24 protein-coding genes are annotated in these 24,581 nt (G+C 36.2%); 23 read left to right on the top strand and 1 reads right to left on the bottom strand.

Features of this window, described 5'->3' with window-relative positions:
* Window positions 1-30 precede the first annotated feature (30 nt).
* The gene (locus tag MHI39_RS24980; protein ID WP_058005261.1) at window positions 31-1,524 is read right to left on the bottom strand and encodes a DHA2 family efflux MFS transporter permease subunit; all 1,494 of its coding nucleotides are present in this window, start codon (window positions 1,522-1,524) and stop codon (window positions 31-33) included.
* A gap of 186 nt (window positions 1,525-1,710) precedes the next feature.
* Between MHI39_RS24980 and MHI39_RS24975 the strand changes: the two genes are divergently transcribed.
* From MHI39_RS24975 to MHI39_RS24865, 23 genes are all read left to right on the top strand, one after another.
* On the top strand, window positions 1,711-2,607 hold the full coding sequence (locus tag MHI39_RS24975; RefSeq protein ID WP_058005262.1) for a TetR/AcrR family transcriptional regulator: 897 nt from the start codon (window positions 1,711-1,713) through the stop codon (window positions 2,605-2,607).
* Window positions 2,608-2,701: 94 nt separating this feature from the next.
* A complete protein-coding gene (gene rpiB / locus MHI39_RS24970; protein ID WP_058005263.1) occupies window positions 2,702-3,148 on the top strand; it encodes a ribose 5-phosphate isomerase B in 447 nt (148 codons plus the stop codon).
* 57 nt (window positions 3,149-3,205) lie between these two features.
* Window positions 3,206-3,787 (top strand): TIGR01440 family protein, encoded by a 582-nt coding sequence (locus MHI39_RS24965; RefSeq protein WP_058005264.1) that lies wholly within the window; start codon window positions 3,206-3,208, stop codon window positions 3,785-3,787.
* A 202-nt stretch (window positions 3,788-3,989) separates the two neighbouring features.
* Entirely contained in the window at window positions 3,990-5,231 is a 1,242-nt protein-coding gene (gene glyA, locus MHI39_RS24960; RefSeq protein ID WP_071977531.1) for a serine hydroxymethyltransferase, read from the top strand.
* 130 nt (window positions 5,232-5,361) lie between these two features.
* A complete protein-coding gene (upp, locus tag MHI39_RS24955; RefSeq protein WP_071977532.1) occupies window positions 5,362-5,991 on the top strand; it encodes a uracil phosphoribosyltransferase in 630 nt (209 codons plus the stop codon).
* 78 nt (window positions 5,992-6,069) lie between these two features.
* The gene (gene wecB / locus MHI39_RS24950; RefSeq protein WP_342540429.1) at window positions 6,070-7,218 is read left to right on the top strand and encodes a UDP-N-acetylglucosamine 2-epimerase (non-hydrolyzing); all 1,149 of its coding nucleotides are present in this window, start codon (window positions 6,070-6,072) and stop codon (window positions 7,216-7,218) included.
* 101 nt (window positions 7,219-7,319) lie between these two features.
* The gene (locus MHI39_RS24945) at window positions 7,320-9,563 is read left to right on the top strand and encodes a S8 family serine peptidase (RefSeq protein ID WP_342540428.1); all 2,244 of its coding nucleotides are present in this window, start codon (window positions 7,320-7,322) and stop codon (window positions 9,561-9,563) included.
* Window positions 9,564-10,081: 518 nt separating this feature from the next.
* On the top strand, window positions 10,082-10,459 hold the full coding sequence (locus MHI39_RS24940) for an ATP synthase subunit I (RefSeq protein WP_058005269.1): 378 nt from the start codon (window positions 10,082-10,084) through the stop codon (window positions 10,457-10,459).
* A gap of 21 nt (window positions 10,460-10,480) precedes the next feature.
* Window positions 10,481-11,191: a F0F1 ATP synthase subunit A gene (gene atpB / locus MHI39_RS24935; RefSeq protein ID WP_058005270.1), complete on the top strand. Its 711-nt coding sequence runs from the start codon at window positions 10,481-10,483 to the stop codon at window positions 11,189-11,191.
* Between the two features lie 67 nt (window positions 11,192-11,258).
* Window positions 11,259-11,477: a F0F1 ATP synthase subunit C gene (gene atpE / locus MHI39_RS24930; RefSeq protein WP_058005271.1), complete on the top strand. Its 219-nt coding sequence runs from the start codon at window positions 11,259-11,261 to the stop codon at window positions 11,475-11,477.
* 205 nt (window positions 11,478-11,682) lie between these two features.
* Window positions 11,683-12,207 (top strand): F0F1 ATP synthase subunit B, encoded by a 525-nt coding sequence (gene atpF / locus MHI39_RS24925; RefSeq protein ID WP_058005272.1) that lies wholly within the window; start codon window positions 11,683-11,685, stop codon window positions 12,205-12,207.
* On the top strand, window positions 12,204-12,740 hold the full coding sequence (locus MHI39_RS24920; protein WP_058005273.1) for a F0F1 ATP synthase subunit delta: 537 nt from the start codon (window positions 12,204-12,206) through the stop codon (window positions 12,738-12,740). The genes atpF and MHI39_RS24920 overlap by 4 nt, the downstream gene beginning before the upstream one ends.
* 158 nt (window positions 12,741-12,898) lie before the next feature.
* On the top strand, window positions 12,899-14,407 hold the full coding sequence (gene atpA / locus MHI39_RS24915; protein ID WP_058005274.1) for a F0F1 ATP synthase subunit alpha: 1,509 nt from the start codon (window positions 12,899-12,901) through the stop codon (window positions 14,405-14,407).
* A gap of 99 nt (window positions 14,408-14,506) precedes the next feature.
* Window positions 14,507-15,364, top strand: coding sequence for a F0F1 ATP synthase subunit gamma (locus tag MHI39_RS24910; protein ID WP_058005275.1), 858 nt, complete (start codon window positions 14,507-14,509; stop codon window positions 15,362-15,364).
* Window positions 15,365-15,433: 69 nt separating this feature from the next.
* Window positions 15,434-16,855 carry a F0F1 ATP synthase subunit beta gene (gene atpD / locus MHI39_RS24905; protein WP_058005276.1) on the top strand — a complete coding sequence of 474 codons (1,422 nt, stop codon included), beginning with the start codon at window positions 15,434-15,436 and terminating at the stop codon, window positions 16,853-16,855.
* Between the two features lie 22 nt (window positions 16,856-16,877).
* A complete protein-coding gene (locus MHI39_RS24900; protein ID WP_058005277.1) occupies window positions 16,878-17,282 on the top strand; it encodes a F0F1 ATP synthase subunit epsilon in 405 nt (134 codons plus the stop codon).
* A gap of 141 nt (window positions 17,283-17,423) precedes the next feature.
* Window positions 17,424-17,675, top strand: a complete 252-nt coding sequence (locus MHI39_RS24895; protein ID WP_058005278.1) for a DUF1146 family protein — start codon at window positions 17,424-17,426, stop codon at window positions 17,673-17,675.
* A gap of 276 nt (window positions 17,676-17,951) precedes the next feature.
* Complete coding sequence (locus MHI39_RS24890; RefSeq protein WP_058005279.1) at window positions 17,952-18,695, top strand: YwmB family TATA-box binding protein; 744 nt, start codon at window positions 17,952-17,954, stop codon at window positions 18,693-18,695.
* A gap of 32 nt (window positions 18,696-18,727) precedes the next feature.
* Window positions 18,728-20,035, top strand: coding sequence for a UDP-N-acetylglucosamine 1-carboxyvinyltransferase (gene murA / locus MHI39_RS24885; protein ID WP_071977539.1), 1,308 nt, complete (start codon window positions 18,728-18,730; stop codon window positions 20,033-20,035).
* Between the two features lie 351 nt (window positions 20,036-20,386).
* Window positions 20,387-21,397: a stage II sporulation protein D gene (gene spoIID / locus MHI39_RS24880; protein ID WP_058005281.1), complete on the top strand. Its 1,011-nt coding sequence runs from the start codon at window positions 20,387-20,389 to the stop codon at window positions 21,395-21,397.
* A gap of 353 nt (window positions 21,398-21,750) precedes the next feature.
* On the top strand, window positions 21,751-22,587 hold the full coding sequence (locus MHI39_RS24875; RefSeq protein ID WP_065107303.1) for a M23 family metallopeptidase: 837 nt from the start codon (window positions 21,751-21,753) through the stop codon (window positions 22,585-22,587).
* 390 nt (window positions 22,588-22,977) lie between these two features.
* Window positions 22,978-23,241, top strand: coding sequence for a sporulation transcriptional regulator SpoIIID (gene spoIIID / locus MHI39_RS24870; RefSeq protein WP_058005282.1), 264 nt, complete (start codon window positions 22,978-22,980; stop codon window positions 23,239-23,241).
* A 316-nt stretch (window positions 23,242-23,557) separates the two neighbouring features.
* Entirely contained in the window at window positions 23,558-24,559 is a 1,002-nt protein-coding gene (locus MHI39_RS24865; protein ID WP_058005283.1) for a rod shape-determining protein, read from the top strand.
* Window positions 24,560-24,581: the final 22 nt, after the last annotated feature.

The raw sequence follows: 24,581 nt of genomic DNA, 5'->3' as shown, positions 1-24,581 counted from the left end.
ATCCAACGATATGTTGGATTTTTTTTGTACTTAGCTTTCTTGCTTTTGTCCTTGGGTTACACGTTTTAAGAAGAATGCTAGAATAAAAGCTACAGCTGCAATAAGGACGGAAACGAAAAATGAATCATTAATTCCTTTAATTGTTCCTTCCATAATTAAATGTTCTTGCATTTTAGCTATTGCTTCTTGAGTAGGTTGCTGTGTCATATGCGCCATTTTGCTTGTAGCTTCAGCGACCATATCTTCAATATGATGTTTTGTACGTGAACTCATTACGGTTACAAGTAACCCGGTACCGATAGCACCTGAAACTTGAGATAGTGTACTATTCATAGCAGTTCCATGTGGATTTAATCTTTGTGGTAATTGATTCAATCCATTCGTCATAACCGGCATCATAACCATAGACATCCCGAACATCCGAAGGGAATACATAACAATTAATGTAGAATATGATGTAGAGTCAGAAAGCTGACTGAATGAATATGTTGTTCCTACAGTAATTGCTAATCCGATGAGAGCAAGAATTTTTGCGCCATATTTATCGAATAATTTCCCTGTAATAGGAGACATAATCCCCATAATAATTGCCCCTGGTAACATTAACAGACCTGAATGCATTGGAGATATACCACGAATTTGTTGTAAATAGATAGGCATTAAAATCATTGCTGAGAACATAGCCATATTTACTACGATTGAAATAGCAGATGCTAATGCAAACATAGGGTATTTATACACGCGAAAATCGAGCATTGGTTTTTCCAATCGAAATTGGCGTAAGATAAGTAAAAATAGACCAAGTACACCTGCAATTAAAGTGATATAAACCTCTGGACTACTCCAGCCTTTTGAACCAGCTGTACTACATCCATATAGGATGCCCCCGAATCCGATGCTTGAAAGAATAACGGATAGAATGTCAATTTTTATATCCACTTTGTCTTTTTTATCTTTTAATTTAAAGAAGGCTAGGATCAATACAATCAATGCGAAAGGAATGATCATATAAAATAGCGTTCTCCAATTGTAATGCTCTATTATCCAACCTGATAAAGTAGGACCAATTGCTGGAGCAAAGATCATAACTAAACCGAGAATCCCCATTGCTCCTCCACGTTTTTCAATTGGGAAGCTAGTAAGCAAGACATTCATTAATAGCGGCATCATTACAGCCGAACCAGCAGCTTGAATCATCCTTGCGATTAATAAAAGGGTAAATGAATCTGCAAGACTGGCAGTCACTGTACCGACAGTAAAAAATAGCATCGCTGCTATGAACAGACGACGTACAGAAAACTTTTGAATTAAAAATGCAGTCGTTGGGATAAGAATCCCGTTTACTAGCATGTATCCTGTAGCTAACCACTGGATTGTTGTTTCTTTTACCTTCAAATCTTCCATCATCGAAGGTAAGGCGACATTGAGTAATGTTGAATTAAGTATCGAAACGAAAGCACCTGCTAATAGTATCGCTATGATTCCATAAGGTGGACGTTTCGTCGCTTCTTTTGTAGCACTCATAGGCTTCCTCCTCTATTTAAACCATTAGTTCATTTTTTTATACAAGTATTATACAAAGAACTATATTACTCTCGTATTTTGTTTTTGGCAATAAAAAAATATCGGAAATTTAATGGATTGTTATCACAACAGAAATAAGTTAGGATACTTTGTAGAACTACAGTCCAATTTAGAGGGGGATACAAAATGTACGAACGAAAGAAGCATGTGATAGTAAAAGCACATCAGCTATTTATTGAAAAGGGTTTCAGAGCTACCTCGATACAAGATATTTTGGATCATAGTGGAATATCTAAAGGTACATTTTATAACTATTTCCCTTCTAAAAGTGAACTGTTTAAGGCTGTTCTTCTAAATATTCAGGAGAATTATGAAAAGGAAAGAAATGAATTACTGCTTGGAGAAAGTCCAGAAGATATAGAGATATTTGTAAAACAATTGGATTTAATGATGCAATCCAATCGAAAAAATAAATTATTAATCCTAATTGAAGAAGTTATTTTTTCGAATGACGAAGATTTAAAGAAATTTATTCAGGAAATACAAATGATGTATGTAAACTGGATACATAATCGTTTTGTTGATTTATTTGGTAAAGAAAAAAGCCCATATTTATTGGACTGTACTATTCTTTTTTTTGGCATGCTCCATCAAATGCTTCGCTATAATTTCATGGATAATGGACCAAAATATCAAGGGATAGAGATAATCCGATATTGTATGGATAGAGTACAGCAAATTGTTAAGGATGTAAGTAAATCAGATGTGCAATTATTGAATCCTGATATATTAAAGGAGTGGTTATCGCAGACAACCGATCATACCAATGATTTTTTTGATGACCTGGTGCACCAATCGGAGGAATTGAAGAAAGAGATCATGCTAGTGTTACGTAAAGAAACGGATAAAATAAAGTACATACAGACGGTTGATTTTATTCTAGATGAGATAAAGGGAAGCAAAGTTCCGCGTTTGTTTTTAATTGAAAGTTTACTTATTTTTTTAAAGAAATGTTCGGAGTTAAAGAAATCCAAGGTGTTTGAGGATTATCAACGGCTTATAGAGAAGTATGTACTAGTATAAGAAGGAGCTTTCACGAGTACTGGAAGCTTTATATATTCTATTAAGTGTGTAACAATATTATCAAGAAAATATTCTATATAATGGAGGTTTTAAAATGAAGGTTGCATTAGCATCTGATCATGGTGGTATTCATATTCGTGAGGAAATACGAAAGTTATTAGAAGAGCTAGGCATTGAGTATGAGGATTTTGGTTGTAATTGTGAAGGATCTGTTGATTATCCGGACTATGCTTTACCTGTGGCAACAAAAGTAGCAAATGGGGAATTTGATCGTGGGATATTAATTTGCGGAACAGGTATTGGAATGAGTATTGCCGCTAATAAGGTAAAAGGGATCCGCTGTGCATTGGTTCATGATGTATTTAGTGCAAAGGCGACTCGTCAACACAATGATACGAATGTTTTGGCTATGGGTGAAAGGGTTATAGGCCCAGGTCTTGCTTTAGAAATTGCTAAAGTATGGTTAACTACAGAATTTGAGGGTGGAAGACATTCACGCCGAATTGAAAAAGTAACAAATTACGAAGAACAAAATTTATAATTGTTCCTATTGATCTTCTTTTTATAGCAAAGGCGCTACTTATAGTGAGGTGTTAGGATGGATAAGGATTTATTGCAGTGGGAAATACAATTGGAGCAAATCTTAAGTGATTTCTCATCTCAGGTTACTTTTAAAAAGGGGCAGGTATTAGTTGTTGGATGTTCCACTTCAGAAGTAATTGGCGAAAGAATCGGAACTGCAGGAAGTGATGATGTTGCTGCGATGATCTACAAGCATATGATTAGATTTGCATCCCAACATAGTCTATTTCTAGCATTTCAGTGCTGTGAGCATTTAAATAGGAGCCTGGTGATTGAACGGGAGATTGCTGAACGTAGAGGTTGGGAAGAAGTTAATGTGATTCCGGTTAAAACAGCTGGTGGTGCTATGGCTACCTATGCTTATCAGCATTTTAATGATCCAATGATTGTGGAATTTATTCAAGCTGATGCAGGTATAGATATTGGTGATACATTTATAGGAATGCATTTAAAGCATGTAGTTGTGCCTATAAGGGTAGTACAAAAATCAATTGGATCAGCCCATGTTACTCTTGCTACAACTCGACCTAAATTAATTGGTGGAGCAAGGGCAGTCTATAACAAAGCTCTTTCCTCGAACGATGGAAAATCATGCTAATAAAAAATATATTTTAACAACCATTTTGAATACATATTATATAGGGGAAATTTTATACTGAGCATATTTGTAGCATCGCAATGAACTTTTAAAAAAGCTTTCTTAAATAATTTAAGTTTTAAGAATTAAATAACTTGCCTGCAAGAAACTATGTTAAAATAGGTACGTATTTGACTATTTGTTGACGCAGGAGGGGACCAATATGAGTAAGATAGCAGGGCAGGACAAAGAAGTATATCTAGCAATTCAAGATGAACTAAAACGTCAGCAATCGAAAATTGAGTTGATTGCATCTGAGAACTTTGTAAGTGAAGCTGTAATGGAGGCACAAGGATCTGTATTAACAAATAAATATGCAGAAGGATATCCAGGACGCCGTTATTATGGTGGCTGTGAATATGTAGATGTAGTTGAGGATTTAGCTAGAGATCGTGCAAAGGAAATTTTTGGTGCAGAACATGTAAATGTACAACCTCATTCAGGTGCACAGGCGAATATGGCTGTTTATTTTACCGTCCTTGAGCCAGGTGATACTGTTCTAGGTATGAATCTTTCTCATGGGGGTCATTTAACACATGGTAGTCCCGTTAACTTCAGTGGTGTACAGTATAACTTCGTGGAGTATGGCGTTGATGAACAAACCCATATGATTGATTATGAGGATGTATTGAGAAAGGCACGCGAGCATAAACCGAAATTAATCGTAGCTGGTGCAAGTGCGTATCCTAGAGTCATCGATTTTAAAAAGTTTCGTGAGATAGCAGATGAAATTGGTGCTTATTTAATGGTCGACATGGCGCATATTGCAGGTTTAGTTGCTGCAGGATTACACCCAAGCCCAGTGCCTCATGCAGATTTTGTTACAACAACAACACATAAAACATTACGTGGACCACGTGGCGGAATGATTTTATGTAAAGAAGAATTTGCCAAGAAAATTGATAAATCAATATTTCCTGGAATTCAAGGTGGTCCATTAATGCATGTTATTGCTGCGAAAGCAGTTGCTTTTGGAGAAGCTCTTCAGGACAGCTTTAAAGAATACTCTCAACAGGTAATTGATAATTCGAAACAACTTGGAGATTCTTTAATGAAAGAAGGGTTAAATCTTGTTTCTAACGGAACAGATAACCATTTATTATTGGTTGACTTACGTTCTTTAGGCTTAACAGGAAAAGTAGCAGAAAAGGTTTTGGATGATATCGGAATTACTGTTAATAAAAACACCATTCCTTTTGATCCAGAAAGCCCTTTTGTAACGAGTGGAATTCGTATTGGAACGGCTGCTGTAACTTCTCGTGGATTTGGAATTGACGAAATGGATGAAATAGCTTCCATAATTGGGGACACGTTGAAGAATTATGAAAATGATGGGAAATTAGAAGAAGCACGCAAGCGTGTTGCTGCACTAACAGAGAAGTTCCCGCTCTATCCAGAAAAATAATAATATTATAATAGATAAAAAGGAGTTTATTCAATAAGGTCTTACCTTGAGAAGAGACTCCTTTTTCGTGTAGAATGGGAATGGTAAATCTGTCATGACGATAAAAGATAATAATAAAGGAGAGAATGAAATGGGAAACGTTTATGTAATTGACCATCCTCTAATTCAACATAAGTTAACTTATATAAGGGATAAAAATACTGGAACAAAGGAATTTCGCGAACTTGTAGATGAAGTAGCTACACTTATGGCATTTGAGATCACAAGAGATATGCCACTACAAGAAATTGAAATTGATACACCTGTAAGTAAGGCAAAAGCTAAAATCTTGTCAGGTAAGAAAATTGGTATTGTACCTATTCTTCGAGCTGGGATTGGTATGGTAGATGGTGTCTTGAAATTAATTCCTGCTGCTAAGGTTGGTCATATTGGTTTATATCGTGACCCAAAAACATTAAAGCCAGTTGAATACTATGCTAAGCTTCCGAACGATGTGGAAGAAAGAGACTTTATCTTAGTTGATCCAATGCTGGCAACTGGTGGATCTGCAGTTGAAGCGATTAATTCACTAAAAACACGTGGAGCTAAAAACATAAAATTTATGTGTCTAATTGCTGCGCCAGAAGGTGTCGATGCAATTAAAGAAGCTCATCCGGATGTTGATATCTATATTGCTGGATTAGATGAAAAATTAAATGAAAAAGGCTATATTGTTCCAGGTTTAGGAGATGCAGGAGATCGTTTATTCGGAACTAAATAGTAATGCCATGATACTCTATTCTAAAAAGGGGAAGGGATAAAAATATATAGAATCTTCCCCTAAAAAGGAGAAAATGACATGACAAAACCAATTAAAGTAATGACCATATTTGGCACAAGGCCGGAAGCGATCAAAATGGCACCTCTTGTATTAGAATTACAAAAGCATCCAAATTCCATTGAATCGATCGTAACTGTCACTGCGCAGCATCGACAAATGTTAGATCAAGTATTGGATATATTTAATATTAAACCAAACTACGATTTAAATATAATGAAAGACCGTCAAACCTTAAAGGATATAACAATAAAGGCTTTGGAGGGCCTTGATCGTGTCATGAAAGAGGCAAAGCCTGATATTGTTCTTGTACATGGGGACACAACAACTACTTTTGTTGCAAGTCTCTCAGCCTATTATAATCAGATTGTTGTTGGACATGTAGAAGCAGGATTAAGAACATGGAATAAATATTCCCCATTCCCTGAGGAGTTAAATCGTCAATTAACAGGTGTAATCGCTGATATACACTTTGCTCCAACTGATAAAGCGGCGAATAATCTACTAGATGAGAATAAAAAATCCGAAAGCATTTATATTACGGGAAATACGGCAATTGATGCCTTAAAAACGACCATCAAAAAAGAGTATACTCATGATGTACTTGAAAAGCTTGGAGATGACCGGTTAATTCTACTAACAGCCCATCGAAGAGAAAATCATGGAGAACCAATGCGAAACATGTTTCGTGCAGTTAAGCGGTTAGTAGAAGAAAATCCGAATATTCAAGTGGTCTACCCGGTACATTTAAATCCTGTTGTACGGGAAGTAGCATCAGATATCTTGGGTAATGATCCGAGGATTCATTTAATCGAACCTTTAGACGTCATAGATTTTCACAATTTTGCTGAACGTGCACATTTAATATTAACGGATTCAGGAGGAGTTCAAGAGGAAGCACCATCATTAGGTGTTCCAGTTCTTGTTCTGCGCGATACAACTGAGCGTCCTGAAGGCATTGAAGCAGGAACGTTAAAATTAGCAGGGGTAAATGAGGAAACTATTTACCAATTAGCTACGGAATTACTAACAGACCCTGTGGCATATGAGAAAATGTCTAAAGCAACCAATCCATATGGGGATGGACAAGCTTCTAAAAGAATTGTTGAGGCTATTCAATATCATTTTCATCAAAGGGAAAATAAACCCGAATCATTTAAGCCACTGTAAAAGACGGAGTAATCCGTCTTTTTTTCTTTTATAATCTAGTTTCGTGTATATCACTTTCAGGGTGAGAGATGATAATGGAAAAAGATTAGGGGGAATTTTTTTTGTTGCGACGTTTATTTCTGCTTACTATCGTTTTACTTTGTTTGATTCCGCAAAAGGGTTTTGCCCAAAAATGGGTCTTTCCTTCCCTCCCTTCTCCTTCACCTGAAGAGAAAGCTATTATGATTTTTGCTACAAAGGGTCCACCTAATATTTCAGAAATAAAGACAGTTCTTAATCAATACCCTTCATCAAGTTTAAGAATGATATTTACACAAACTTTTGAGGGTTTTTCAGTCAGTGGGAAAAGAAAAGAATTACTCCAATTAGCACGCATGTATCAACCAAGATATTCTATGTTTGAAAACTCCATTTACACTGTAGATGCTGAGGTTAGCTCCCCTTTAGAAATCATTGGAGCGAAAAATGCGGCATCTTATACAGATTCAAAAGGACATCGTTTAACGGGTAAGGGAATCAGGATCGGTGTGATCGATACAGGAATTGATTATACCCATCCAGATTTAAAAGCGAATTATGGTGGTGGATTTGATTTAGTCGATAATGACAATAATCCGATGGAAACATTAGATCACCAAGGGAAACCTACTATTCATGGGACACATGTGGCAGGAATTATTGCTGCAAATGGTCAAATGAAGGGTGTGGCACCTGAAGCAAAAATATTTGCATATAGAGCATTGGGGGCAGGGGGAAGTGGAACAACTGAGCAAGTACTTTCAGCCATAGAACGAGCGGTTAAGGACAAGATGGATATTATTAATCTTTCATTGGGTTCAAATGTTAATGGACCTGATTTACCTATTAGCTTAGCACTTGATAAGGTTGTTGAAGAGGGGATTGTTGCTGTAACTTCTAATGGTAATTCTGGTCCTCATATGTGGACGGTTGGCACTCCTGGAACTTCCTCTAAGGCAATATCCGTGGGTGCATCAACGCCAACATTGAGAATTCCCTTTCTAACAACGATTCGTTCTAATAAACCTATAAAAATTACTTCTTTAGTAGGAAGTAAAATGTGGAGCCTTGATAGGTCATATCTAATTGAAGAAGTTGGTCTAGGAAATAAAGAGGAAATGAAACAGCTGCAAGGAAGGATTGCATTAATACAACGTGGTGGAATGACATTTACGGAGAAAGCTAAAAATGCTGAAAAGGCAGGAGCAGTTGGGGTGCTTATTTACAATAATACAAAAGGCAATTTCATGGGTAAAATTGAAGGAAGCCTCTCCATACCTGTTGGTGCTATTTCAAAAAAGGATGGTGAAAGTTTAATTAAGCAAGTAAACAAAAACAAAATTCTTGCCAAAACAATTTATAAAGAGGAAAAGGATCTATTAGCTGATTTTAGTTCGCGTGGTCCAGTTACTTCAAATTGGTCGATTAAGCCGGATATTATTGCTCCAGGGGTGTCCATTAAGAGCACGGTCCCTAATAACCGATACTTGGCACTTCAAGGAACAAGTATGGCTGCCCCTTATATTGCAGGAGCAGCTGCTTTAATTAAACAAGCACATCCAAAATGGACACCAACGGAAATTAAGGCGGCATTGATGAATACGTCCACACCCCTATACAATAATGGAGGAGCACGATATAAAGTATTCGAGCAAGGAGCAGGAAGGGTAAATATTGATAAAGCAATTCATACGGATACACTCGTAATCCCTGGCAGCCTATCATTCGGATTATTAACGAATCAATTTGATGAACGCCGTAAGGAAGTTGTTGTACAAAATATGAGTCAAACAACGAAGCAATACCGATTTCAGATTCCTCCAAATAATCTTTATGTAGATTGGAAGCTTCCATTATCATTTGAGCTAAAGCCAGGGGAAAAGAAAAAAATATCGATTAATGCATTTATTAAAAGAGAGTTTGAAAATAGGAATGAAATTATGGAAGGGGAACTTTCATTATTAGAAGCCAATGAAGAAATTAAGATACCTTATATTTTTATTAAAGAAGAACCATCGTATCCAAGGCTGATGGGCTTGACGATTGTACAAGGAGATCGACCCAATACTTATCGTTACGAAGTATACCTACCCATGGGAGCAGACGAATTTGGTATGGCACTTTTTGATCCTAAAACGTTGGATTTTAAGGGTTATTTAGATGTTGGAAATAACATTAGTCCGGGAATAAAAGAGAATCAATTAACTATACCGAATCAAGAAGGAGTTCGGCAATTGGTTGTTGTGGCTTTTGCGCGAAAAAATGGTTTTGAGGATAAAATATCTCAAACATTAAAATTTAAGACAGACTTGGATGGAAAAAAATAAATATGGAAAAGCCGTGGAAGAACAACTAAAATATAAGAGTATTAATAAGGACATACAGTGATCCTTTTATTAATTGAAAAACTAACTATTTCAAAATTTGATGATTTTGTGACAAATTTTGAATAGACCCTAGAGTACATGCGGTTTTTCATAGAAACCAATTGACATTGGTAATACCCTATTGTATGCTAACAGAGGGTGTTAAATGATAGGGTTTACAGTGTTTTTTCGACAATAAAAGACGCTTGTATACTCATCTTTAAACAAGGCAACTCTACGAGAAATCAAATGGAAAATTGTAAGTGTGATAAGAGTTAGAAGATTAGCTTTTTCCTATATGGTCGATTGAAGTCTACCATTCTTACTTTTACGGGATTTTTGGAGACCTTGGCTATAGTTGAGTTGATCCTCTTTAATGCTGAACCACTATTTTCATCGGACTACTCCTGGCTAACATGCTTTATGTTAAGCCTGCTTCATTCAGTCTGACATTTCTTTTCGGGAGAGATTAGAAAGATATGCCGGAACTCCAACTAATGTTTAATAGGCATCGTAAATACATGCTTTATCTTTTATCCCTATATATCTTAGGTTGGGGATTTACCCAATATCAATCTGTATTTTTAGGTTTGTTTTTTGGCACGACTATTAGCCTTTATAATCATTGGCTTATGGTTAGGCGAACTAAGAGATTTGGTGAAGCCGTAGAGACTGGAGGTAAATTTCGGTCTTTTGGAACTGTGACAAGAATGGTGGCAGCGGTCCTTGCGGTCATGGTAGCCACTCGTTATCCAGATCATTTTAATTTCTTATGTGTTATTTTGGGATTAATGACTTCATATGTCGTCATTATGATAGATTTTATTATTCATCATATTATACAATCACATAAATAGCAGGAAGTGAGGTGAATTTGATTGGAACATGAAGCGCCGTTATGGGAATTTATGGGGCTTACTTTTAACTTAGCAAACGTTTTAATGATTACAGTTGCCTCATTAATTGTATTTATTATTGCGCTGATCTCAACAAGGAAGTTAGCAATGAAGCCAACAGGTATGCAAAACTTCTTTGAATGGATTATGGATTTTGTTAAAGGCATTATTAAGAGTAACATGGATTGGAAAACAGGTGGAGCTTTTCACGTGTTAGGTATTACAGTTATTATGTATATCTTTGTTTCCAATATGCTAGGTCTTCCATTTTCAGTTGTGATAAATGGGGAGCTTTGGTGGAAATCACCAACTGCAGATCCAACTGTTGCTTTAACGCTAGCCATAATGATTGTGGGATTAACTCATTTTTATGGTGTTAGGCAAAAAGGATTTGGTGGGTATTTAAAAGGTTTTAAAGAACCATTTGCGTTTATGATTCCTTTCAAAATTATTGAGGAATTTTCAAACACATTAACATTAGGTCTCCGTCTTTACGGAAACATCTATGCAGGTGAGATTTTATTATCACTTCTAGCAGGTGGACTTGCAACTGGAGTAGGTGGAACAATTGCCGCTATTATTCCAACACTTGCATGGCAAGGCTTTTCAATCTTTATCGGTTCAATTCAAGCATTTATTTTCACAATGTTAACGATGGTTTATATGGCCCACAAAGTGAGTCACGACCATTAATATATTTTTTTTTCGTAATTCATTATCTTATAAAAACTTTTTATACAATTAAAGGAGGAACTTTATAATGAGTTTGGGTGTAATCGCAGCAGCAATTGCTATCGGTTTAGGTGCACTAGGTGCAGGTATTGGTAACGGTCTTATTGTATCTCGTACAGTTGAGGGGATTGCTCGTCAACCTGAAGCACGTGGTATGCTTCAAACAACTATGTTTATCGGGGTTGCATTAGTTGAAGCCCTTCCGATTATCGCAGCGGTAATCGCGTTCATGGTTGTTAATAAATAGTTTTAACATTCCTAAATGGCGAAGATCATTCTGATAGAACCTTCGCCATTGCTTTATGTTAGACTACCGAATGATATTCTACTGTACTTAGGGTAACAAGTATAGCAGATATACGAGAATAAATACGAATAATATGCATGTTTCTATAGAAAGCTTATCCATTTAAACTGGATAGGTATTGACTCTTTGAAGGGAGTGAATAACGGTGACAACAAGTAGTTTAGTACTTGGATCAGCTGATCATCCGTTTTTAAATACGGGAGATATTGTGTTCCAGCTGGTCATGTTTATCATACTGTTAATCTTATTAAAGATATTTGCTTGGGGCCCATTAATGGGAATCATGAAGCAACGTGAAGAACATGTTGCAAATGAAATTGAGACAGCAGAAAAAAGTCGTGCTGAAGCAAGCAAATTACTAGATGAACAACGTGAATTACTAAAAGAAGCTCGCCATGAAGCACAAGGATTAATTGAAAATGCTAAAAAACAAGGTGATCTTCAACGTGAAGAAATTATAAATACAGCAAGAGCTGAAGCCAATCGCTTAAAAGAAAGTGCGAAAATTGAAATCGAACAACAAAAGGAACAAGCAGTTTCCGCATTACGTGAACAAGTGGCATCCCTTTCTGTTCTAATTGCTTCTAAAGTGATTGAAAAGGAAATTACTGTTGACGATCAAGAAAAGCTTATTAATGACTATATTCAAGAGGCAGGAGAAAAACGATGAGTAACAACGCAGTTGCAAAACGTTATGCTACCGCGCTTTTTGAGCTTGCAAATGAGCAAAATCTTTTAGAACTTATCCAAGGAGAACTTCGTGAAATAAAGAAGTCAATTAAGGATAACCCAGAATTGATTAATCTTTTAAAATTACCTAAGCTTTCTTCAGATAAAAAGAAACAGGTTATTAAAGAGATTTTTCAATCTACTTCACCGCTGGTTGTAAATACACTAATGTTATTGTCTGACCGACATCGTGTGGACGAAATAACTAGTGTTGCAGATGAGTTTATTGAACTTGCTAATAGCAATCGTGGGATTGCAGAGGCAACTGTATATTCAATTAGACCGTTAACGGCTAGTGAAAGTGCTGCAATATCATCTGTTTTTGCACAAAAAGTTGGTAGAGTTTCATTAAATATTGAAAATATCATCGATACGGAATTACTTGGTGGAGTGAAAATTCGTATTGGTAATAAAATATTTGACGGTAGTCTACGTGGTAAATTAGACCGTCTAGAACGTAGTTTAATAAGTTAAGCTCTTTTTAAACCTTTATTCCTGTACAAGATAAAGTTTTGAATGGGTAATCGCTTTCCATACTCTGGTATGTTGTTAAGAGCTTGAAATCAAATCTATTAAAGTAATATCTATGCGAAAATAGTCGTTATTAAATTTTAACATGAGGGGTGAAATTCATGAGCATTAAAGCTGAAGAAATCAGCGCGCTGATAAAAAAGCAAATTGAAAACTATCAGTCTGAAATGAAGGTTAGCGATGTTGGTACTGTTATTTCGATCGGTGACGGTATCGCTCGTGCTCATGGTCTCGACAATGCTATGTCTGGTGAGCTTGTAGAGTTTTCAAACGGAGTTATGGGCCTTGCTCAAAACTTGGAAGAGAACAATGTAGGTATCATTATTTTAGGACCATATACTGATATTCGTGAAGGTGACGAAGTTCGTCGTACAGGTAGAATTATGGAAGTACCTGTTGGTGAAGAATTAATTGGCCGTGTAGTTAACTCATTAGGGCAACCTGTTGATGGATTGGGGCCAATAAACACTTCAAAAACACGTCCGATTGAAAAGAAAGCTCCGGGAGTAATGGCTCGTAAATCTGTACATGAACCATTACAAACAGGTATTAAAGCGATTGACGCACTTGTTCCAATTGGACGCGGTCAACGTGAATTAATCATTGGTGACCGTCAAACTGGTAAAACAACAGTTGCAATTGATGCAATTATTAACCAACGCGATCAAGATATGATTTGTATCTATGTAGCGATTGGTCAAAAAGAATCTACAGTTCGTAGTACTGTAGAAACTCTTCGTAAGCACGGTGCATTAGATTATACAATTGTTGTAACAGCTTCGGCGTCACAACCATCTCCATTGCTATACTTAGCTCCTTATACTGGGGTAACAATGGGAGAAGAATTCATGTACAACGGCAAGCATGTTTTAATTATTTATGATGATCTTTCAAAGCAAGCTGCTGCTTATCGTGAACTTTCCTTGTTATTACGTCGTCCTCCAGGTCGTGAGGCATATCCAGGGGATGTATTCTACTTGCATTCACGTTTATTAGAGCGTGCTGCTAAGCTGAATGATGAATTAGGTGGAGGTTCAATTACTGCTCTACCATTTGTTGAAACACAAGCAGGGGATATCTCTGCATATATTCCGACAAACGTTATTTCAATTACAGATGGTCAAATCTTCTTACAATCAGACTTATTCTTCTCAGGTGTACGTCCTGCGATCAATGCGGGTCTATCTGTATCTCGTGTAGGAGGATCAGCGCAAATTAAGGCAATGAAAAAGGTATCTGGTACACTACGTCTAGACCTTGCTTCATTCCGTGAACTTGAATCCTTTGCACAGTTCGGTTCGGATTTAGATGCAGCTACACAAGCTAAATTAGCTCGTGGACAACGTACAGTTGAAGTATTGAAACAAGATTTAAATAAACCAATTAAAGTAGAAAAACAGGTAATGATTCTTTATGCATTAACTAAAGGCTTCTTAGATGACATTCCTGTTCAAGATATTGTTCGTTTTGAGTTAGAATTCTACACTTGGTTAGATGCAAACCGTGCAGAATTATTAAGTCAAATTCGTACTACAGGTGGATTACCTGCTGATGAAGATATGGCTTCGGCGATTAATGAATTTAAAAAGACTTTTTCTAAATCTGAATAATACTGTTTGAAAATAGATGTAACCTTTTAGCCTTCGCTGTTAATTAGGATGAAATCCTTAATCGTGAAGGCCTACTTAAAACAAGGGTGGTGAGATTTAGTGGCATCCTTACGTGATTTAAAATCTCGTATTAATTCGACGAAAAAAACTAGCCAAATAACAAAGGCAATGCAAATGGTATCTGCATCTGCTTTAAATAGAGCTGAAATGAATGCAAAATCTTTCGTTCCATATATGGAAAAAATCCAAGAGGTAGTTGCAAGTATTGCTCTTGGAAGTAAAGATGCAACGCATCCTATGCTCCTAACTCGTCCTGTCAAAAAGACTTGTTATTTGGTAATTACCTCCGATCGTGGTTTGGCAGGAGCGTATAACAGTAGTGTATTGAAGTTAGTTCATAATAAAATTCTCGAAAGACATCGTTCTAAGGATGAATATGTCATTGTAGCAATTGGACGTGTAGGTACTGATTATTTCAGAAATCGTGATATGAACGTAGTACTAGATGTAATTGGTCTTCCTGATCATCCATCATTTGCAGATATTGTAAAAATAACAAATAAAACAGTTAGCATGTTTGCAGATGGTACGTATGATGAACTTTACATGTATTACAACCATTTCGTAAATGCAATCAGTCAAGAAGTCACAGAGAAGAAGCTATTGCCACTTACTGATATTGCATCATCTAATAAGTTGATTTCGTATGAGTTCGAACCATCTGCTGAAGAAATTCTTGAGACTTTACTTCCTCAGTATGCAGAGAGTCTTATATACGGAGCATTGTTAGACGGAAAGGCAAGTGAGCATGCAGCTCGTATGACTGCAATGAAAAATGCAACTGATAATGCAAAGGAATTAATTGATTCATTAACACTTTCTTATAACCGTGCACGTCAAGCAGCCATCACACAAGAAATAACTGAGATTGTTGGTGGAGCAGCTGCACTTGAATAGACTGAAAAATGATTGTTTAAAAGAGGCTTTTACTAAAGCTTTCTCTAATGCAAGATAGGAGGGAAAATGATGAACACTGGACGCGTTCTTCAAGTAATGGGTCCGGTTGTTGACGTCAAGTTTGATAACGGTCAACTTCCAGATATTTATAATGCGTTAAAAATTCAATATAAAGCCCAAACTGCAACTGAGGTTGATATTGATTTAACTTTAGAAGTTGCACTTCACTTAGGTGATGATTCTGTACGTACGATTGCTATGGATTCGACAGACGGTGTCCAACGTGGAATGGATGTACTTGACAGTGGTGCACCAATTTCTGTTCCAGTAGGTGACGTAACTCTTGGTCGTGTATTCAACGTATTAGGTGAAGCAATTGACTTAAATGGTGAAGTTCCTGCAGATGCACGTCGTGATCCGATTCATCGTACAGCACCAAGTTTTGAACAGCTTTCAACAGAAGTTGAAATTCTCGAAACAGGTATTAAAGTAGTTGACTTACTTGCTCCATATATTAAAGGTGGTAAGATTGGTCTCTTTGGTGGTGCCGGTGTAGGTAAGACTGTATTAATTCAAGAGTTAATTAATAATATTGCCCAAGAACATGGTGGTATTTCTGTATTCGCTGGTGTAGGAGAGCGTACTCGTGAGGGGAATGACCTTTACTGGGAAATGACAGATTCTGGTGTTATTAAGAAAACAGCAATGGTCTTTGGTCAAATGAATGAGCCACCAGGTGCACGTATGCGTGTTGCTTTAACTGGCTTAACAATGGCGGAATATTTCCGTGATGTACAAGGTCAAGACGTGCTTCTATTTATTGATAATATTTTCCGTTTCACGCAAGCAGGTTCAGAGGTATCTGCCCTTTTAGGACGTATGCCTTCTGCGGTTGGTTATCAACCAACACTTGCAACTGAAATGGGTCAATTACAAGAACGTATTACATCTACAAATGTAGGTTCAGTTACATCGATTCAGGCAATTTACGTTCCTGCCGATGACTATACAGATCCGGCTCCGGCAACAACATTTGCTCACTTAGATGCAACAACAAACTTAGAGCGTAAACTTTCTGAAATGGGTATTTACCCTGCGGTAGATCCACTTGCATCTACATCCCGTGCACTTTCACCTGAGATTGTAGGTGAAGAGCATTATAATGTAGCTCGTCAAGTTCAACAAACATTACAACGCTATAGAGAATTACAAGATATTATCGCTATTTTAGGTATGGATGAGTTAAGTGATGATGACAAACTTATTGTTGCTCGTGCTCGTCGTATCCAGTTCTTCTTATCCCAGAACTTCCATGTAGCTGAACAATTTACAGGTCAAAAAGGGTCTTATGTACCTGTAAAAGAAACAGTTAAAGGATTCAAAGAAGTACTTGAAGGTAAATACGACCATCTTCCAGAGGATGCTTTCCGTCTTGTTGGTTCCATTGAAGATGTTATCAAACAAGCTAAAGAGATGGGCGTAGAGGTATAATAAGGGACCAGGAGGATCAAAAATGAAGACATTAAAAGTCAGTATTGTCACTCCAGACGGCCCAGTGTATGATTCTAATGTTGAAATGGTAAGTACAAAAGCCCAAAGTGGTGAATTGGGTATTTTGCCGGGACATATTCCAATGGTTGCACCACTTCAAATCGGTGCTGTACGACTAAAAAACGGCAATAACACTGAGCTAGTAGCAGTAAGCGGTGGGTTTCTTGAAGTACGTCCAGAGCAAGTAACCATTTTAGCTCAATCAGCTGAAAAGGAAGAAAGCATTGATATTGAACGTGCGAAAGAAGCTAAGTCACGTGCAGAAAGTCGCATTCAATCAAACCAAGCAGATATTGATCAAGTGCGTGCAGAATTAGCATTAAGACGTGCAGTCAACCGGATTAATGTTTACGAACATCGCTTCTAAATTGCTTAAAACACCTTCTGATAGTTTCTGTCAGAAGGTGTTTTTAAAAAAGTATTTATTTCTTGTTGCTTGCAATGTTTTATAGTCATTCAAAGGAACAAAAAATAGATTGCTTTGAAAATGAAAGGATGTAAAAAAGTAATGGATGTAAGCTTTGGTCAACAAGCATTAACTAATATTATTTCACATTTGTTTTTTATATGCCTTACATTTTGGGCATTAGGCGCATTAAATTTTGAAAAGCTATTAAAGTCTAATCGTGTATTGCAGGCTAGACTCTTATACATTTTCATCACCATTGCAATAGGTTCTTCAATTAGTAATTTCTTTTTAGACTATCTACTTTGGTCCAGGCAGCTTCCTCTTATTCTTGATTTCGTCATTAATTTGTAATAAATAGACCAACTTTCCTATTTTCAAATGAATAAATATTGATTATGATTTGATTTAATGTTGTCATTTTAGTGTTACTTTTTCAGTGGAAAAACGTCTAAATAGTGATACTAAAAATAGCTGTATGGCAACGTTTGAGGGACTTAAAATGTCCAACATTTTCAGCTGAGTTTACTAAATAAGAGCTGATAACCATTGTCAAAAGATGACGACTTTTCCCAAGTATGTACTCTTCTCTACTGGTAAAGACTTTTACTAAGGAGAGGGGAATTTAATATGAAAAAAAATATGACTTACTTTCTAGTTATTGGAATTATTATTTGTTTTGTATTTGTCATTATTGGGAATAAGATGGTATCTGCTACAGTTACTACCGATTTAGAAAAATTGGCTGAAGCGATCAAAAATGAAAAAGGGAAGATAACTGGATGGTCTCTATATACAAGAGAAACCATTGATATTTCCTCTAATGAGGAGTGGTTAGCTCAGGTTCAAAGAGTAAAAAAACAATATCCCGCTTATGATTGGAAGTTAAGTACTGAAAATGATGAATTAATAGCAATTGGTTTTTCAAAAAAAAGGGATTATGTCGAAACAATAAAAATATTGTCGACCCCAACAAAAAATCAACCGCAATCGTATTTAATATATGAGGTTAAAGGAACTGTTTGGAATAATCAAATTGGGATAAAAATCAATAAAAGAATCAGTGAAAAAATGGAAGTTTTATTTAAACAGAAACCTGTAGTTTTCTCTTGTATTAAAGGCGAATTCAGTGATAAAATTGATAAGGTTTTATCCTCAAAATTATCTAATTTAATGACAAGCTTAAAAGCTAAAGAAGAAGAAGCATTGATGGAAAAAGATTTTTATTCTATTTCTGCCTATTCATCAAAATTAGAGCAATCAATTCCTACTAGGAATCATTCGATGAATATGCAAATTGGCTTAAGAAAAAAAGGATTGGGCGCTAATACGAGCATTGTAATTGGCACACCTATCATAACGATTGAATATTAATATAGAGAAAATGGACGCGGAGGGGAATACTTTTGGAAAAAATCATCGTCCGCGGCGGAAAAAGGCTTAACGGTACGGTTCAAGTTGAAGGTGCAAAAAATGCTGTACTGCCTGTTATCGCTGCATCATTGTTAGCTAGTGAAGGAATAAGTGTTATTCGTGATGTACCATCACTCTCCGATGTATATACAATTAGTGAAGTGTTACGCTATTTGAATGCCGAAGTAACGTTTCAAGAAAATAAAATTACTGTAGATGCATCAAGAGAGTTATTAATTGAGGCTCCATTTGAGTATGTACGTAAAATGCGTGCTTCTGTACTTGTTATGGGACCATTATTAGCAAGAACAGGAAGAGCTCGTGTAGCATTACCTGGTGGTTGTGCAATAGGATCAAGACCGATTGATTTACATCTTAAAGGTTTTGAGGCTATGGGTGCTAAAGTTAAGGTAGGAAATGGTTTTATAGAGGCTGAATCAGAAGGGCGTTTACGTGGGGCAAAGATTTATTTAGATTTCCCAAGTGTTGGTGCTACGCAAAATATTATGATGGCTGCAACTTTAGCTAATGGAGTAACTACTCTTGAAAACTGTGCAAAGGAACCAGAAATCGTAGATTTAGCAAATTATCTAAATAAAATGGGTGCGGTCGTCAAGGGAGCAGGAACTGGTACCATTCGTATTGAAGGTGTAGAACGACTATATGCTGCTGATCACACGATTATCCCTGATCGAATCGAAGCAGGTACGTTTATGATCGCTGCTGCTATTACAGGAGGGAATGTACTTGTAAAAGGAGCAGTTCCTGAGCACTTAACATCATTGATTGCTAAGCTTGAGGAAATGGGTGTAGTGATCATTGAAGAAGATCAAGGCTTACGAGTTATTGGTCCAGAGAAGCTCAAAGCAGTAGATATTAAAACAATGCCACATCCAGGATTTCCAACGGATATGCAATCACAGATGATGTCTTTACTAGTCGTTGCAGAGGGTACTGGAATGATAACGGAAACGGTATTTGAAAACAGATTTATGCATGTTGAAGAGTTTCGTCGGATGAATTCTGATATTAAAATAGAAGGACGTTCTGTAATAATCAATGGTCCGTGTCAGCTTCAAGGTGCAGAAGTGTCAGCTACTGATTTACGCGCTGCTGCAGCTCTAATTATTGCTGGCCTAAGGGCAGAAGGTTATACAAGAGTGACAGAACTTAAACATTTAGATCGAGGTTATTTAAATTTCCATAATAAATTAGCTGCACTAGGAGCAGATATTGAACGTGTTAATGATGAAGTAGAAATTTCAAATGACTCGAAACAATTTCTTTCAGAACAGATTTAAACCAATAGAAAATTTTCATAATGGTTATTGGCCTCTTGAAGGAGCAAAGATTATTTGCATGGTGCAAAATAATCTTTGCTCTTTTTTGTTGTCCACTAAATGATATAGTTTCGTTTGTAGTGTATAAAGACTGTTAATACCATCTAGGTCAAAAAAGCAGAATATGATGTAATGGTTTGGATGCTTAAGGAAAAATAAAAATAGCTCATCCTTATTCCTACCGAGACAGAATAAATGGTTTTCCGCAAGTGTTTGTTTTAGCCCTGAAAGTACGAGAATTACTTGTCATAAAAGCTTGTCCATCTCCATATGAATGGAATGTAGTGTATAAAAATATAGGAGGCATCAAGCATGAAGCAATATAAACTCATTATACTTATTACAGTCCTAGTTCTAGTCGTATCCTTCACCATTCCAACCCTACTTGTACTTCCCTACTCTTCCGGAAAAGCAAGTGGAAAGCTTGATGACAATGTAAAAAAGCCAAAATCAAATATTGTTACACCATCCATAGAGGTGTCAGTATATCGCGATCAAAGTCAAAAAGTTGAAACATTGCCTCTTGAAGAATATGTTGTAGGAGTTGTAGCCTCAGAGATGAATGCTGACTTTGAAGAAGAAGCGTTAAAGGCTCAAGCTTTAGCTGCAAGGACCTTTATTATTAGGCATCTGTTACTAGGTGGGAATAGTGACCTTCCTGAAGGGGCTAATATTACAGACACGATCAGTGATCAAGTCTTCAAAAATAAAACTGAGTTAAAAAAACAATGGGGAGATGAATATAATTGGCGATTAAAAAAGATTACAGATGCAGTAAAAGCAACATCTGGTGAAATATTAACATATAACGGAACGCCAATTGATGCCGTATTTTTCTCTACAAGTAATGGATTTACTGAAAACTCTGAGGAGTATTGGTCTAGTGCTATCCCTTATTTAAAAAGTGTAGAAAGCCCTTGGGATAAAAATTCACCAAAATTTCAAAGCCAAAAAACAATTAGTGTCACTGATTTTGAAAGTCAGTTGGGTGTCAAACTTAATGGAACAGATATTGGGGCTATTACATCATTAACAAAAGGGAAACGAGTCAGCACGGTTATGATAGGGGGAAAGCAGTTTACTGGAAGAGAAGTTCGTAGTAAGTTAAATTTGCGATCATCTGATTTTCAATGGATTAGAAAAGGGGACAATATAATTATAACAACGAAGGGTTACGGACATGGAGTGGGAATGAGCCAATATGGAGCAAATGGAATGGCTGAAAAGGGGAAGAACTATAAAGAAATTGTAAAGCATTACTACCAAGGTGTTCAAATTGATTCTACTAAACCGTTTCTAGAAAAAGTAACAGCGAAAAAATAATAGAAATGAAAAATAGCTTGTAAAGTCTACAAGCTATTTTTTGTTGTCAAAATGACCATTTTATTAAGGGCTTTCCTCAAACAATATTGCAAAATAGGTATACTAGTAAATATCTGCTAAGAACGCTAAACTCCGCATTTCACTGAGATAAGAGCTACCAACCCTTCTATCCTTTATTAGGTTTAAAAGCCCTCAGTAGGCATATACAAAAGCAACAAACTATATGAAAAAGCCTTTAATAAAAAATGCATATTTTTAATAACTATGTCGAATACTAAAGACTTTAAAATTTTTTTCGAAATAATGTATATATTTGCTCATTTGTGTTCAAAATGGTTGCTGAGGTGATGAAAATGAGAGAGGAAGAAAAGAAACTAACTTCTCGAAAAAAAGGTACAAAAAACTTTTTTAAAAAGCGTTGGGTTTATCCTGCTATTTATCTAGCAAGTGCTGCATTAATCATTACAGCAATCTTTTGGTACCAATCAGCAGGAAATCAATCAGCAAAGGATGAATTTGGCTATCAAGGGGATAAACTAGGCAAAGATGGATATAAAAATCCTGCGGTTGAAGTAAACAAATCTGTAGAAAACTTCAAGTGGCCCGTAAAAAATGAAAAGCAGGCCCAAATTGAAAAAGAATTCTATGACGCAAATGCATCAGAAGAGAAGCAAGAGGCGGCAATGATAGTTTATGGATCAACTTATGAACCAAATCGTGGTATTGATATTACGATGAAGGACAAAAAGGAATTCCAAGTAGCAGCTGCATTAAGTGGTACAGTTTCTAATATACAAAATGATGATTTATTAGGAAATGTAATAGAAATTAAGCATGATGATGGTGTTGTGACTCAATATCAATCGGTTAAAGACATTAAAGTAAGTATTGGAGATAAAGTAAAGCAAGGTCAAGTAATTGCTACCTCCAATACTAGTCAATTAAACCAAGAGGCTGGGACACACTTGCATTTCGAAATTAGAAAAGATAATGTTCCGGTAAATCCTGTATCTTATTTTGGAGAACCACTTTCTTCCATTAAAGAAGTCATGAAGGAAAATGTGAAGGAAGAGCAAAATAATGAAAATGTAAATGGAGAAGCCGACGAAAGCCAATCCAATTCATTGGATGGCGAAAATAAGAAAGATGATGCATTGGATCAAACAGAAAACAAAGATTCACAAGGTTAACAACTAAAAAAAGGGGAGATACCCCTTTTTTTATTTGGAAATAAAACTACATAATATAAACGGTTTTGTTATATTTTTCAGAAATATTTACATTAGTCTTGTCCTTATTATTGTTTTTGTGCATATATTTTTATCCAAGCTAATAAAATGTTACAAACTTGACAAAAACAAAGAGAGGTTTGAGGTGAGGAATCGTTAACCCATTTCCTATAGATATAGTTGCGTACTTGATTAGTCATTGTAAAATGGAAAGTTATTAATAACTTTCTGCCGCTTTTGAGAATTTATTTATGAAATTGCAAATCTCACACGCGGGAACTAGCATATTCATTATAAGAGCGAGTCTCATTTCGCACTTCTCACACATCCAATTTAGGGAGGGCGAGCGGTGTGCACGATTACATCAAAGAGAGAACTATCAAGATTGGAAAGTATATCGTGGAGACGAGAAAAACAGTTCGCGTCATTGCGAAGGAGTTTGGCGTGTCCAAAAGTACTGTCCACAAAGATTTAACTGAACGATTACCAGAAATAAATCCTGAACTTGCTAATGAGGTAAAAGAAATATTAGATTATCATAAATCAATTCGCCATCTTCGTGGTGGAGAAGCCACGAAACAAAAATATAAAAAGGAAGAATTACAAAGTAATTAATAAATGGGGAAGCAATCTAATAAGGTTGCTTCTTAATTTATATAGTGGACTCTGTAGAACTAGTAGATAATCTATATGATCAATAATGTTTTAAAATTATTTCGAAAAAATATAGAATAGGTGCATTTTCCTATTGATAAAGGAAAAGTTTCATAAAAATTTTCCAAATTTTAAACATAAATTTATGACAATACATTCCTAATATCGACAAAAATATGCTAGAATATTAACTTAGGGAAATAAAAAATTTTGTACATATAAAACTTTACATAAATAAAAAAAATCGCAGGAAAGATGATGGAAGGAGCTTCATTTCATGTTTGCAAAGGATATTGGAATTGACTTAGGAACGGCAAATGTATTGATCCACGTAAAAGGGCAAGGAATTGTATTAAATGAGCCATCAGTAGTAGCTATCGATAAAAATATTAATAAAGTTCTGGCAGTTGGAGAAGAAGCACGTAGGATGGTCGGAAGAACACCAGGAAATATTGTCGCCATTCGTCCATTGAAAGATGGAGTTATTGCAGATTTTGATGTAACCGAAACCATGCTAAGACATTTTATCAATAAGCTAAATGTGAAGGGGTTCTTATCAAAACCAAGAATTCTTATTTGCTGCCCAACGAATATCACAAGTGTTGAACAAAAGGCAATTAGAGAAGCTGCTGAAAAAAGTGGCGGTAAAAAGGTTTACTTGGAAGAGGAACCAAAAGTAGCAGCCATTGGTGCAGGGATGGATATATTTCAGCCTAGCGGGAATATGGTCGTAGACATCGGTGGTGGTACGACAGATGTTGCGGTACTCTCTATGGGGGATATTGTTACGTCAGCATCTATTAAGATGGCAGGGGATAAATTTGATAATGAGATTCTTCAATATATTAAGAAGGAATACAAGCTCTTAATCGGTGAGCGCACAGCGGAAAATATAAAGATAAATATTGGAACTGTCTTTCCTGGTTCTAGACATGAAGAGATGGAGATTCGCGGTCGTGATATGGTAACTGGTCTTCCGAGAACAATTACTGTTAATTCAAAAGAGGTTGAGTTAGCCCTACGAGAATCTATATCTGTAATTGTTCAGGCAGCTAAAAATGTATTAGAGAAGACTCCTCCTGAGCTATCAGCTGATATTATTGATCGTGGCGTCATTTTAACTGGTGGTGGAGCCTTACTACACGGTATTGATCAATTACTTTCAGAAGAGTTAAAAGTGCCTGTATTAGTAGCTGAAGAGCCTATGGATTCTGTTGCAATTGGTACTGGTATTATGCTTGAGAACATGGACAAAATTGCAAAAGGAAGAATCATTTAATATACAGTAGATGAATGAAGAG

Source organism: Heyndrickxia sp. FSL K6-6286, from assembly GCF_038630395.1.
Lineage (GTDB): Bacteria > Bacillota > Bacilli > Bacillales > Bacillaceae_C > Heyndrickxia > Heyndrickxia oleronia.
The sequence above is the reverse complement of the archived record's forward strand: the minus strand, read 5'-3'. Positions and strand labels throughout refer to the sequence as shown.